This is a genomic window from Citrobacter sp. XT1-2-2 (assembly GCF_023516235.1).
GTDB lineage: Bacteria > Pseudomonadota > Gammaproteobacteria > Enterobacterales > Enterobacteriaceae > Citrobacter > Citrobacter werkmanii.
Genome location: NZ_CP097324.1, coordinates 1,576,210 through 1,589,417, shown reverse-complemented (window position 1 = coordinate 1,589,417; position 13,208 = coordinate 1,576,210). Strand labels below are relative to the sequence as shown.

The window sequence follows — 13,208 nt, the reverse complement described above, 5'->3', positions numbered from 1 at the left end:
CTCTATACTTGTAATGACCCGGTTCATGACAAAACGGACGCTGAAAATGATCGATCTCTATTACACGCCATCGCCAAACGGTCACAAAATCACGCTGTTTCTTGAAGAAGCGCAGCTGCAATACCGTCTGATTCATGTCGATATCAGCAAAGGTAGCCAGTTTCGTCCTGATTTTCTGCAGATCTCGCCGAACAATAAAATCCCGGCCATTATCGACAATGCGCCGCAGGATGGTGGAAGCCCGATCAGCCTGTTTGAGTCCGGAGAAATTTTACTCTATCTGGCGGAAAAGAGCGGCAAGCTGCTGAGCGGTGAGTTGCGTGAGCGCCACACCACGCTGCAATGGCTGTTCTGGCAGGTCAGCGGCCTGGGGCCCATGCTCGGTCAGAATCACCATTTCAGTCATTACGCCCCGCAGACTATTCCCTACGCCATTGAAAGATACCAGGTTGAAACCCAGCGCCTGTACAACGTAATGAATAAACGTCTGGAAACCTCCCCTTGGCTGGGGGGCGATCACTACAGCATTGCGGACATAGCCTGCTGGCCATGGATTCATGCCCACCAGCGTCAGCGTATCGACCTCGACAATTACCCGGCGGTTAATAACTGGCATGAGCGCATCCGTACGCGTCCCGCCACAGAACGCGCCATGCTGCAAGCGCAGACTGAGAAGCGGTAACACGGTTCGATTCTCGTGTATCATGAATAGGTTCATACATGGAGGAAACCTGCAATGTCACAACCTGACGCGATTATTCGTATAAAAAACCTTCGTCTGCGCACCTTTATCGGCATCAAAGAAGAGGAGATCCTTAACCGCCAGGATATCGTCATCAACATTGCCATTCATTATCCGGCAGACAAAGCCCGTATCAGCGAAGATATCAACGACGCGCTGAATTATCGCACTATCACCAAAAGCATCATTGCGCACGTGGAGAGTAACCGCTTCTCACTATTAGAAAAATTAACTCAAGATGTGCTCGATATCGCACGCGAACATCACTGGGTCACTTATGCTGAAGTGGAGATCGATAAACTTCACGCATTGCGTTACGCCGACTCAGTATCCATGACGCTGAGCTGGCAGCGCTAAACGTAACCCGGGAGGCGACATGCAGATTCTGATTACCGGCGGTACTGGCCTGATTGGACGTCATCTGATCCCCCGCCTGCTCGAACTGGGGCATCAGATAACCGTAGTGACACGTACCCCTGATAAGGCGCGTCAGATTCTCGACTCTCGGGTCACGTTATGGAAGGGGCTGGCAGAGCAGCAAAATCTCGATGGCATTGATGCCGTGATTAACCTTGCCGGAGAGCCTATTGCAGATAAGCGCTGGAGCGCTGAGCAAAAAGAGCGCCTGTGCCAGAGTCGTTGGGGCATCACGCAGAAACTGGTCGATTTAATCAACGCCAGCGAGACGCCGCCCGCGGTGTTAATATCCGGTTCCGCTACCGGTTACTACGGCGATCTGGGCGAAGTTGTCGTCACGGAAGAAGAGCCGCCGCATAACGAATTTACCCATAAGCTTTGCGCCCGCTGGGAGCAAATTGCCAGCACCGCGCAAAGTGACAAAACCCGCGTGTGTATGTTGCGTACCGGCGTGGTATTGGCCTCTGCTGGCGGGATTCTGGGGAAAATGGTCCCGCCATTCCGTCTTGGTTTAGGCGGCCCGATTGGTAACGGACGCCAGTATCTGGCCTGGATCCATATTGATGATATGGTCAACGGCATTATCTGGCTGCTGGATAACGATCTGCGTGGCCCCTTCAATATGGTTTCACCGTACCCGGTACACAATGAGCAGTTTGCCCACGCACTGGGTCATGCATTAAACCGCCCAGCCATACTGCGCGTTCCCGCCAGCGTAATACGTCTACTGATGGGCGAATCTTCCGTGCTGGTTCTCGGCGGACAGCGGGCGTTACCCAAACGCCTGGAAGCGTCCGGTTTCGCGTTTCGCTGGTACGATTTAGAAGAGGCGCTAGCAGATGTTATCCGATAGTTGCTAAGCGCTATTCACATTCGCCGTTGCGATGGTAAGGTTATAGATCTGACTTCCGCAATGGCGACGTTATGGCAAAAATATCGACTCCCCGTCTTACCCTCTCTTTGTTTCAATTTTCTGACTGGTCATTTTTCCAGAGACTGCGTGAAAGCCCTGAAGTCATGCGCTATATGGGCGACATCGCCCCAGCAAAGGATACGCGTCTGTTATTCGCCAGACGCCTTGCCGCACAGCACACATTTGTTATTCGCGAGCATAACAACCCGACGCCGCTCGGCGATATTGGTCTGCAAATCAGTCATCTTTATCCGCATGAGGCCGACCTCGGTTACGCCCTCATGCCGCATGCGCAGGGGAAAGGTATTGCCAGCGAAGCCGTGCGCGCGGTGTGTCAGTATGCCCTGGAGCAGGCTGGCGTCACGGCGATAAATGCTTACGTGCTGGCAGAGAATAAGGGGTCGATACGTGTTCTGGAAAAGACGGGCTTTGTACGAACGCAGGTGCTGGAAAAAGCGTATGAAATTAATGGGGTAGCGCACGACGACTGGGTTTATCGCCTGGAGTGCGATGCGTTAAAGCGGTAGGCCCGGAAAGCATAGCGCCTCCGGGCAACTGAATTACTTCAGCGATCCTTTGAGGAACTGCTGCAAGCGTGGGCTTTGCGGGTTGCCGAATACCTGCTCCGGGTCGCCCTCTTCTTCAATTTTCCCCTGATGCAGAAAGATCACATGCGTGGAGACATTTCGGGCAAACCCCATTTCATGGGTCACGACCACCATGGTTTTCCCTTCTTCGGCCAGTTGCTGCATAATGCGCAGCACTTCGCCGACCAGCTCTGGGTCAAGCGCCGAGGTGGGTTCATCAAACAGCAACACCTCCGGTTCCATCGCCAGCGCTCGCGCAATAGAAACGCGCTGCTGCTGACCACCAGACAAATGCACCGGATATTTACCCTGCGCTCGCTCATCAATGCCCACTTTAGCCAGATACTTCACCGCGCGTGCGCGGGCTTCCTGCTTGCTCAATCCTAATACCTGAATCGGCGCTTCCATGACGTTTTCCAGCACCGTCATGTGGCTCCACAGATTAAAGTGCTGAAAGACCATGGTTAGTCTTGTGCGCAGCAAACGCAGTTGATTTTTGTCCGCAACCTTGAGCTGGCCGTCTTTGTCACGCACCAGTCCAATGTTCTGCCCACTGACGACAATAGAACCAGCGCTCGGTTTTTCAAGAAAGTTAATGCAGCGCAGAAAGGTACTTTTACCGGAACCTGACGAACCGATAATACTGATAACATCACCCGCATTAGCTTGCAGCGATACCCCTTTCAGCACTTCATGTTCGCCGTAGTGCTTATGTAAATCGATAACGTTTAATTTATTCTCAGACATCGTGTTACTCGAATTATTTAGAGGATACATGCTGCAACCAGCGTTTTTCCGCTTTACGGAACAGACTGATCAGGACATACGAAATAATCAAATACAGCACCGCGGCAATACCGAAAGCGGTAAACGGTTGATACGTTGCCGAGTTGATATCGCGGGCGATTTTCAACAAATCAGGCACCGTGGCGGTAAACGCCAGCGCCGTGGAGTGCAGCATTAAAATCACTTCATTGCTGTATGCCGGCAGCGCAATACGCAGCGCGGAAGGCAAAATTATGCAGCGATACAGTTTGAATGACGAGAAACCGTAAGCGCGCGCGGCTTCAATCTCACCGTGTGGCACAGAACGAATCGCCCCGGCGAAAATCTCCGTCGTATAGGCGCAGGTATTCAGCGTCAACGCCAGTACGGTGCAATTCAATCCGCTGCGGAAAAACGCGTTGAGGAAGTCCGTTCCTTTGACTATCTCCAGCGTATACATCCCGGAATAAAACACCAGCAGCTGTACATACAGCGGCGTGCCACGAAAAACATAGGTAAATAACCAGATCGGGAACTGGATAAATTTATTGCTGGAAACGCGACCAATCGCCAAAAACAGCGCCAGTATGCCGCCCATCACCACCGACGAGATCAACAACCACAAAGTAATTGCCACACCGGTAAAGCGGTAACCGTCCGTCCACAGCAGGGATTTCCAGTACTCCTGAATTATCTCAATCACAGGTCAGCCCTCTTCACACCCACGGAGTAACGGCGCTCAAGGTACAGCAGCACACCATTAGAAACTGTGGTAAACACCAGATAGATGACCCCGCACACCACGGCAAAATAGAACGGCTCCCAGGTGCTCTTCCCGGCAAGCTGAGTGGCTTTCACCACATCTTCCAGACCGAGCAGCGATACCAACGCCGTGGCTTTGAGAATAACCTGCCAGTTATTACCAATTCCCGGTAAGGCATAGCGCATCATCGCCGGGAACATAATGCGGCGAAATATTTGTGAACTGGTAAAGCCGAATGCCGTCGCAGCTTCAATATGGCCTTTGGGCACAGCCATAAACGCGCCGCGGAACGTTTCGGTAAAGTAAGCCCCGTAGATAAATCCGAGCGTGATTATCCCTGCTACCATCGGATCGATATCAATCTGGCTGACCCCCATTGCATCGGTAATGGTATTCAGCGCGATTTGTAATCCATAGAAGATGAGCAACATTAAGACCAGATCGGGCACGCCGCGGATAAGCGTGGTGTACGCTTCGAAAATAAGCCCCAACGCCCGGCTTTGCGACAGTTTTGCTGCCGCGCCGACAAGGCCTATCAGAACCGCCAGCACCACTGAGCTGAGAGCCAGCTCAAGCGTAACAATTGCGCCCTGTAAAATAACACCTGAAAAGCCATACAACATGCTGCCTGTCCTGTCGTGTGTGGTGGAGTAATAAGCCTCTTTTGATTTCAGACTCACCGTTAAATGCCGGATGGCGGCGTTGCCTTATCCGGCCTACAAAATCAATGTAGGCCGGATGAGCGCAGCGCCATCAGGCATAAATTCAACGCGTCAAAAATCTACGGGCTTTATCAGCACCTGCGGTGATTAACCGCCATAAACATCAAAATCGAAGTACTTTTTAGCCAGCTTCTCGTAAGTGCCGTCAGCGCGCATCTCCGCAAAGGCTTTATTCAGTGCTTCGCGCAGCTCGTTATCATCTTTACGCAGCCCCATACCGGTACCCACGCCAAACAATTTCTCGTCCTTCACAGACGGGCCGCCGAATTTGTAATCCTTACCAACTGGCTGTTTCAGGAAGCCTTCGCTGGCAGCGACTTCGTCCTGGAATGCGGCGTCAATACGCCCGGCAGTCAGGTCAGAATAGATGTTGTCTTGTCCCTGATAGGAGACAATTTCAATACCTTTTGGCGCCCAGTGTTCGTTGCCGAACGTTTCCTGAGTGGTGCCCTGCAGCACGCCGACACGTTTGCCTTTCAGCGACTCAATGGTCGGCTGAATAGCAGAATCCTTAGCGACAACCAGACGCGAGTCGGCTGCATAAAGTTTGTCGGTAAACGCGATTTCCTGCTGACGTTTTTCAGTAATGGAAAGCGAAGACATAATCGCATCGATTTTCTTCGCTTTTAGCGAAGGGATCAGCGCGTCCAGCGGGTTTTCCACGAAGGTACATTGTGTATTAATCCGTTTGCATAGCTCTTTAGCCAGATCGATATCAAAACCGACTAATTCACCCTGCGCATTTTTCGATTCGAACGGCGCATAAGTAGGATCGGTGCCGATACGAATTTTTTGCGGAATGGCTGCAAATGCTGCGGTAGCACTGGAGAAAGCCAGGACCAGAGAAAGAGACAACACCAGTTTTTTCATAACTATCCTCAACAGACTGTCTTTTATAGGGGATCTTTACAGGACCAGGTGCAGTTATCGTGCCATTAATCAGGCCGACAAGGCAAAACATTCTACCTTGTCGGCGGTATTTATTTGCATGAAAAGCGCTTAAGTATGCACTCATGCTTATTAAGTCAGCGATAAAGGCACCAAAACAGTGCACTGAATTTATGATGCACCATAATGGTTACCCGCCATGGTGCAGCCAACTCCCCACGTCGATGAATTAATCGCCGTAGACATTAAAGTTAAAATACTTACTCGCCATCTTGTCGTAGGTGCCGTCTTTGCGCAGTTCGCCCAGCGCTTTATCGAAAGCCGCTTTCAGCTCCGCATCATCTTTGCGCAAGCCAATCCCGGTTCCGTCGCCAAAGTATTTTTTATCTTTAACTGAAGGACCGGCAAAAGCGTAGTCTTTGCCTGCCGGCTGTTTAAGGAAACCTTCACTGGCCGCGACTTCATCCTGCAATGCCGCATCCAGACGGCCCGCCGTCAGGTCAGAATAGATCAGGTCCTGGTTCGCGTAGGCCACCACATCCACGCCTTTGCTGCGCCAGTTATCATTGGCATAGGCTTCCTGAGTTGAGCCTTGTAGTACGCCTACGTGTTTACCTTTGAGGGAGTCCAGAGTCGGTTGAATCGGGGAACCTTTCGCGGCGATCAAACGAGAATCTGCGGCGTAAAGTTTGTCTGAGAAGGCAAGCTCTTGCTGGCGCTTCTCGGTGATAGAAAGCGAGGAGATGATGGCATCAATTTTTTTCGCTTTCAGCGACGGGATCAGCGCATCAAAGTCGCTGGCAACCCAGGTGCATTTGATCTGCATGCGTTTACACATCTCATTTCCCAGATCGATATCAAAGCCGACAAAGTCGCCCTTGGCATCTTTAGAGGAAAAAGGCGCGTAGGTGGTATCTGTACCAATACGAACTGTCTGCGGAAGTGCTGCGTAACTGGCCGCGGTTGCGGAAAGTCCTACCAGCAAAGACAAAGCAAGAACCGTCTTCTTCATACATAACCCTCAAGTGGCGTAATTTTATTATGTTTTACGTTGTGTTGTGTTTGCAGACTTTTTCATGCAGGTCTTATGCCATTTTCGCGTCGTTGAGGATATTCGACGTTAAATATGTTAATAAAACGTTGCAATATTGTCCTGATTTTGAAGATAGCAGGTCTGACGGTTGAAACGCAGCGTTTCGTTGAGTTTTGACGAATTAAATGTTGAGGATATGATCGCGGTTACAAAATTGCCCTGAAACAGGGCAACGGATGTTTCTTTGCACGCTAATAGAACGGCTTACGCCCCTTGCCAGCGGGTGAAGAGGTCCTGAGGAAGAGAAATATCAAACTGGTCAAGGACACGATTAACCGTTTGATTAATCACATCATCTAACGTTTGCGGGCGATGATAAAACGCCGGGACAGGCGGCATAATCACCGCCCCAATTTCTGCCGCCTGCGTCATCAGCCGCAAATGCCCCAGATGCAATGGCGTTTCACGCACGCACAGCACCAGCGGGCGACGTTCTTTCAATACCACGTCAGCCGCACGGGTGAGCAGCCCATCGGTATAGCTATGCACGATGCCAGAAAGGGTTTTAATTGAACAGGGCAGGATAACCATCCCGGCGGTCTGAAAAGAGCCAGACGAAATGCTGGCGGCGATATCGCGCGTATCGTGAGTCACATTCGCCAGAGCCTGCACGTCGCGCACAGAGAGATCCGTTTCCAGCGCCAGCGTCTGCCGGGCAGCGGCGCTCATCACCAGATGGGTTTCCACATCAGTAACGTCACGCAAAACCTGCAGCAGGCGCACGCCGTAAATCGCTCCACTTGCGCCAGAAATACCAATGATGAGTCGTTTCATGTTTAATCGCCCTTGCTTGCTTCAGGGCCGACTTTGCAGGAATTTACGGGGAGTTGCAAGCAAGGGTGCGGGTTGCGCCCTTGCTTGCGAGCAAACATTAACCTTCGTTGTGCATCTCAAGGTTTTCCGCTTCATTCTGACGCAATATCGCTTTGGCATCGTCATTACGCAGGGAGTCAAGGAAATCGAGATACTGCTGGTCAACGTCTTTGGTGACATAGACGCCATTAAACACTGAACATTCAAACTGCTGAATATCCGGGTTCTCAGCGCGGACCGCTTCAATCAGATCGTTGAGATCCTGGAAGATAAGCCCGTCTGCGCCGATTATCTGGCGAATTTCGTCCACTTCGCGACCATGAGCAATCAGCTCCGTCGCGGTAGGCATATCGATGCCATAAACGTTCGGGAAGCGGATTTCCGGTGCGGCAGAGGCCAGATACACTTTCTTCGCTCCGGCTTCACGCGCCATCTCGATAATCTGTTCTGAGGTGGTGCCACGTACGATAGAGTCATCCACCAGCAGCACGTTCTTATCACGGAACTCCGCACGGTTGGCATTCAGTTTACGGCGCACGGATTTACGACGCAGCTGCTGGCCCGGCATGATAAAGGTACGCCCTACGTAGCGGTTTTTCACAAACCCCTGACGGTACGGCTTGCCGAGAATACGGGCGATTTCCAGCGCGATATCGCAGGAGGTTTCCGGAATCGGGATCACCACGTCGATATCCAGATCTTCCCACTCGCGGGCAATTTTTTCGCCGAGCTTAGTTCCCATATTCACACGGGCGCTGTAGACGGAAATCTTGTCGATAAAGGAGTCAGGACGCGCAAAGTAAACGTATTCGAACAGGCACGGATTGCTGACCGGGTTATCGGCGCACTGGCGGGTAAACAGTTGGCCTTTTTCGGTGATGTATACCGCTTCGCCAGGCGCAACGTCGCGCAGGAATTCAAAGCCCAGCGTATCCAGCGCCACGCTCTCGGAGGCGACCATATACTCGGTGCGACCATCGCCGATATCACGTTTACCCAGCACCAGCGGGCGAATGCCGTTAGGATCGCGGAAGGCGACCATACCGTGGCCGATAATCATCGCCACGCAGGCATAGGCGCCACGGATCTGGCGGTTGGTTGCCGCAATGGCAGCAAAAATATTGTCTGCTTCCAGTGGATAATGGCGGAAGTTATCCAGCTCGCTGGCGAAAATATTCAGCAGGATTTCAGAATCTGAAGTGGTATTGATGTGGCGGCGCTTTTCTTCAAACAGCTTTTTCCGCAGCTCATGCGCATTGGTCAGGTTGCCATTGTGGGCAAGCGTGATGCCATACGGTGAGTTGACGTAAAAAGGTTGAGCTTCGGAGGCGCTGGAGCTGCCAGCCGTTGGGTAACGCACATGACCGATGCCCATATTGCCCTGCAAACGCTGCATATGGCGCGCTTCAAAAATATCGCTCACCATTCCGTTTGCTTTACGCAAGCGGAAGCAGTTGTTGGCATCAATAGTGATGATGCCCGCAGCATCCTGACCACGATGCTGGAGCACCGTTAACGCGTCATAAATCGACTGGTTTACCGGCATAACACCGGCGATACCGACAATACCGCACATACGTCTTTTCCTCGTTCAGCAACGACCCAAAGTTTATACTTTGGGCAAGAAACTTGACGAGCTTTGCAGATAGTCAAAGAACCATCTGATGATGAAACTGAACTGCGGGATCAGCTGCGACTTACTCCAGTCTTCACTTTTCGACAGACCGGTAAACGTATCGAGAAAGAACAGTATGGCGGCGACGATCAGCGCTCCTCGCAGAGCACCGAAGCAAATCCCCAACACCCTGTCGGTACCCGACAGACCTGTTTTCTCTACCAGTTGGCCTATCACAAAGTTAACGATAGCGCCGACGATAAGTGTCGCGATAAACAGTATCGCGATAGCAATCCCATTTCGAACCAGTTCGTCTTCAAAGCCCGTAAACCAGACAGACAGGTAAGTGTAGTAATGGCTGGCGACAAAGAAAGCACAACCCCAAGTCACCAACGATAATGCTTCACGAACAAAGCCACGGATCAGGCTAACCAGACAGGAAAAACCAATCACCGCGATAATGGCGTAATCAATCCAGACCATAAGTGTCCCACGATTTTACGCCCTGTCGTCCTGTTCGGGGCGCATTCTAACAGAAAAAGAAAACGTTTGCGTAGGGATTTCCTTTCCACGCGTAAATAAAAATGGCGCTGAAAAAATCTTCAACGCCATACGGTTTTATGCCTCTTCGGGCACTGGCCGGAGACGGTGAAAACACCGTATCCGGCCTGCATGAAACAGCCCCTTAATTAGGGGTATATCCCATCACAACCCCACTCAGACCGGAGATCTTCTGTAGCTCGCCCAGCGAATTCTTCAGCTTATCTCTGGAGGCGTCAGGGCCGACGAGAATGCGGGTTATTTTACCCTGTACCGGCGTTGACGGGGAAGTATATACCCGGAAGCCCGCGCCACGAAGTTTACCCACGATCTCATTGACCTTATCCGCATTTTTCAGCGCGCCGAGCTGCACAACATACGCTTTGCCGGTCGGGGCTGGCGCTTCTTCAGCGACCGGTTTCGGCGCTGGAACTGGCGCAGGCGCTGGCGCCGGTGTGGCGACAACGGGTTGCGGCTTCGGTTTAGGTTTCGGCGGTTCAACAGGTACGGGGACAGGATCTAACTCCGCACTACTTGCCGTTGTCATACGCGACGGATCCAACGATGGCGCGGCGGCATCGCCCGCGCGCACCTCTTCTGCCGCCCCTTCAGGCGGTTGCGTTGGCAGCGCCTGCGTTGCCGCAGGCATCATGTCCGGCTCGTCGCGATCGCCCGGTTTGGGCACCAGAGGGATCGCAGCAAACTCATCCTGATAATGTTTTTTTTGCCCGTCAAGCAGCCCGGGGAGCACAATCACCCCAAGCGCGACCAGCACAATTGTGCCAACTAATCGATTCTGAAACTTACTCGCCACCGCTTCTCCCCACGTCTATCACTTCCATGACATGTGCGACAGTGTGAAACGATCCACACACCAACACGGTATCTTCTGGCTTCGCCTCGGCCAGTGCCGCAGACCATGCCTGCGCCACGCTGTCATAGGCTTCACCTTTGCCCAGATGTTCTAACAGCTGTTCTGCCGTTGCGCCACGCGGCCCTTCCAGTGGCGCGCAGTACCAGGCATCGACCACGCTTTTTAACCAGGCCAACGTACCGGCAATATCTTTATCATGTAGCATACCGATAACTGCAAGTACACGCCCGCTTTTCACTAACTTTTTCAGACGTCCGGTCAGATATTCCGCCGCATGCGGGTTATGGGCAACATCAAAAATCACCCGCGGCGACTCGCTCACAATCTGGAAGCGCCCCGGTAAAATCGCCTGTTTGATTCCGTCACGAATTGCCTGCTCACTGACGTCAAGACCACTGGCACGCAGCGCAGCCAGTGCGGTCGCGGCGTTCGGTTGTGGAACCTGTGGCAATGGCAGATGCGCCAACGTGCCGTGAGTGTCCGTAAAGGACCAGTCGTTATCCGTTACCGTATAACGCCAGTCCACACCACAGCGTTGCAAAATCGCCCCGCACTCTTGCGCCACATCCGCAATAGTGTATGGCATTTCAGGTTCACCAACGATGGCCGGTTTCTCTGCGCGGAAAATCCCCGCTTTCTCACGACCAATGCTCTCGCGATCCGGGCCCAGCCAGTCGGTATGATCAAGCGCAATACTGGTGACGACCGCAACATCGGCATCGACGATATTCGTCGCGTCAAGGCGACCGCCTAACCCCACTTCCAGAATGACTACGTCCAACTGAGCCTGTTTAAACAACCAGAGCGCCGATAGCGTACCGTATTCAAAATAGGTCAATGAAATATCGCCACGTGCGTCTTCAATCTCAGCAAACGAGGCAGTATGCGCGGATTCCGGCAGTTCCCCCCCCTGCACGCGCACGCGTTCCGTGTAACGCACCAGATGCGGCGAACTGTATACTCCGACTTTATAACCTGCTGCGGTCAGCACCGATTCCAGCGTACGGCAGGTCGTGCCTTTTCCGTTGGTGCCCGCCACCGTAAAGACAAATGGCGCGGGTTTCAACACGCCCAATTTACGCGCCACCTGACTGACGCGCTCAAGGCCCAGATCGATGGTTTTACTGTGCAGGTTTTCCAGATAAGAAAGCCACGACGCCAGAGGCGACGCGGCTTGAGGAATACGTTTATTGTCCATGATGCCTGTAGATTCTTTACGTTGAGAAAAGCAAAAGGCAGCGCCAACTGGCCCTGCCCTTTTGTACTCGTAGTCTTTCAAGCTGCAGGCTTGTTGGCTGCGGATTACTCGGCCCATCCCTGGGCCTCCCCCTTCGGGGCCGCCGCATGCGGCGTTCAAATCTGCTCCCGGCAGATTTGTCGTTCACCCGAATCACTTGCCTGTGCAAGCTCATCGGGATGAACTCTCTTGCCGCCTACCTGCAACTCGAAATCCATAGAGTAAATTATCAGGCCTCTGATTCCTGATCGGGTACCGGAGGTACCACCTCGCCTTCACGCGGCTCATCCGGATTCGGCGCCGGAAGATTCATCAGCTTCGCCAGAATGCTTGCCAGTTTCAGGCGCATTTCCGGACGGCGGACGATCATATCGATAGCGCCTTTTTCAATCAGGAACTCGCTGCGCTGGAATCCCGGCGGCAGTTTCTCACGTACGGTTTGCTCAATAACACGCGGACCCGCAAAGCCAATCAGCGCTTTCGGTTCGGCAATGTTGAGATCGCCCAGCATCGCGAAGCTTGCGGAAACACCGCCCATCGTTGGGTCGGTCAGTACAGAAATGTACGGTAAACCGCGTTCCTGCATTTTCGCCAGCGCAGCAGACGTTTTTGCCATCTGCATCAGAGACATCAGCGCTTCCTGCATACGCGCCCCGCCAGAGGCAGAGAAGCAGATTAGCGGGCAGTTGTCTTCCAGCGCCTGCTCAACGGCACGGACGAAACGCGCACCGACGACAGAACCCATGGAGCCGCCCATAAACGCGAACTCGAATGCAGCCGCAACGACCGGCATGCCATGAAGCGTGCCTTTCATCACCACCAGCGCATCTTTCTCGCCGGTTTCTTTCTGTGCTGAGGCCAGTCTGTCTTTGTACTTTTTGGAGTCACGAAACTTCAGCACGTCTTTCGGCTCAAGTTCGCTACCCAGTTCCACAAGAGTACCTTCATCTAACAGGCTATGCAGGCGATTGCGCGCCGACATGCGCATATGATGGTCACACTTCGGACAGACCTCAAGATTACGTTCCAGCTCAGCACGGTATAAAACCTGACCGCAGCTATCACACTTGGTCCACACCCCTTCAGGAATGCTTGCCTTGCGGGTGGGAGTAATGTTGCTTTTAATTCGTTCAATCCAGCTCATTGGTGACCTTTCTGCCTGAACCCTAGTCAGCTTTGTTATAAGGGGCGCATAATGCCATTTTTGCCCCTAACAGACCATGAATGTTGCACATTAAA

15 protein-coding genes are annotated in these 13,208 nt (G+C 52.6%); 4 read left to right on the top strand and 11 right to left on the bottom strand.

Features of this window, described 5'->3' with window-relative positions; genetic code table 11:
- Nucleotides 1-46: 46 nt before the first annotated feature.
- The 4 genes from yfcG (at nt 47) to M4I31_RS07500 (ending at nt 2,599) form a co-directional block, all read left to right on the top strand.
- The gene (yfcG, locus tag M4I31_RS07515; protein ID WP_085048252.1) at nt 47-682 is read left to right on the top strand and encodes a GSH-dependent disulfide bond oxidoreductase; all 636 of its coding nucleotides are present in this window, start codon (nt 47-49) and stop codon (nt 680-682) included.
- A 54-nt stretch (nt 683-736) separates the two neighbouring features.
- A complete protein-coding gene (folX, locus tag M4I31_RS07510; RefSeq protein ID WP_038642324.1) occupies nt 737-1,099 on the top strand; it encodes a dihydroneopterin triphosphate 2'-epimerase in 363 nt (120 codons plus the stop codon).
- A gap of 19 nt (nt 1,100-1,118) precedes the next feature.
- A complete protein-coding gene (locus tag M4I31_RS07505) occupies nt 1,119-2,012 on the top strand; it encodes a TIGR01777 family oxidoreductase (RefSeq protein WP_085047810.1) in 894 nt (297 codons plus the stop codon).
- Between the two features lie 71 nt (nt 2,013-2,083).
- The gene (locus M4I31_RS07500) at nt 2,084-2,599 is read left to right on the top strand and encodes a GNAT family N-acetyltransferase (protein WP_074458484.1); all 516 of its coding nucleotides are present in this window, start codon (nt 2,084-2,086) and stop codon (nt 2,597-2,599) included.
- A gap of 33 nt (nt 2,600-2,632) precedes the next feature.
- On the opposite strand, the gene hisP is transcribed toward M4I31_RS07500, so the two are convergent.
- The 11 genes from hisP to accD all read right to left on the bottom strand — a co-directional run bounded on the left by hisP (nt 2,633) and on the right by accD (nt 13,113).
- Nucleotides 2,633-3,406: a histidine ABC transporter ATP-binding protein HisP gene (gene hisP / locus M4I31_RS07495; protein WP_038642330.1), complete on the bottom strand. Its 774-nt coding sequence runs from the start codon at nt 3,404-3,406 to the stop codon at nt 2,633-2,635.
- Between the two features lie 13 nt (nt 3,407-3,419).
- Entirely contained in the window at nt 3,420-4,127 is a 708-nt protein-coding gene (hisM, locus tag M4I31_RS07490; protein ID WP_038642332.1) for a histidine ABC transporter permease HisM, read from the bottom strand.
- The gene (locus M4I31_RS07485; protein WP_038642334.1) at nt 4,124-4,810 is read right to left on the bottom strand and encodes a histidine ABC transporter permease HisQ; all 687 of its coding nucleotides are present in this window, start codon (nt 4,808-4,810) and stop codon (nt 4,124-4,126) included. Before M4I31_RS07485 ends, hisM begins: the two co-directional genes overlap by 4 nt.
- 186 nt (nt 4,811-4,996) lie before the next feature.
- Nucleotides 4,997-5,779 carry a histidine ABC transporter substrate-binding protein HisJ gene (gene hisJ / locus M4I31_RS07480; protein ID WP_003028120.1) on the bottom strand — a complete coding sequence of 261 codons (783 nt, stop codon included), beginning with the start codon at nt 5,777-5,779 and terminating at the stop codon, nt 4,997-4,999.
- 247 nt (nt 5,780-6,026) lie between these two features.
- A complete protein-coding gene (gene argT / locus M4I31_RS07475) occupies nt 6,027-6,809 on the bottom strand; it encodes a lysine/arginine/ornithine ABC transporter substrate-binding protein ArgT (protein WP_085047809.1) in 783 nt (260 codons plus the stop codon).
- A gap of 285 nt (nt 6,810-7,094) precedes the next feature.
- Entirely contained in the window at nt 7,095-7,664 is a 570-nt protein-coding gene (locus tag M4I31_RS07470; RefSeq protein ID WP_038642336.1) for a UbiX family flavin prenyltransferase, read from the bottom strand.
- A 97-nt stretch (nt 7,665-7,761) separates the two neighbouring features.
- Entirely contained in the window at nt 7,762-9,279 is a 1,518-nt protein-coding gene (purF, locus tag M4I31_RS07465) for an amidophosphoribosyltransferase (protein ID WP_005129677.1), read from the bottom strand.
- A gap of 33 nt (nt 9,280-9,312) precedes the next feature.
- The gene (gene cvpA, locus M4I31_RS07460) at nt 9,313-9,801 is read right to left on the bottom strand and encodes a colicin V production protein (protein WP_005129678.1); all 489 of its coding nucleotides are present in this window, start codon (nt 9,799-9,801) and stop codon (nt 9,313-9,315) included.
- 202 nt (nt 9,802-10,003) lie between these two features.
- Nucleotides 10,004-10,672 carry a cell division protein DedD gene (gene dedD, locus M4I31_RS07455; RefSeq protein ID WP_085047808.1) on the bottom strand — a complete coding sequence of 223 codons (669 nt, stop codon included), beginning with the start codon at nt 10,670-10,672 and terminating at the stop codon, nt 10,004-10,006.
- Nucleotides 10,662-11,930, bottom strand: coding sequence for a bifunctional tetrahydrofolate synthase/dihydrofolate synthase (folC, locus tag M4I31_RS07450; RefSeq protein ID WP_085047807.1), 1,269 nt, complete (start codon nt 11,928-11,930; stop codon nt 10,662-10,664). The genes dedD and folC overlap by 11 nt, the downstream gene beginning before the upstream one ends.
- Before the next feature lie 268 nt (nt 11,931-12,198).
- The gene (accD, locus tag M4I31_RS07445) at nt 12,199-13,113 is read right to left on the bottom strand and encodes an acetyl-CoA carboxylase, carboxyltransferase subunit beta (protein ID WP_006683629.1); all 915 of its coding nucleotides are present in this window, start codon (nt 13,111-13,113) and stop codon (nt 12,199-12,201) included.
- Between the last annotated feature and the right edge of the window lie 95 nt (nt 13,114-13,208).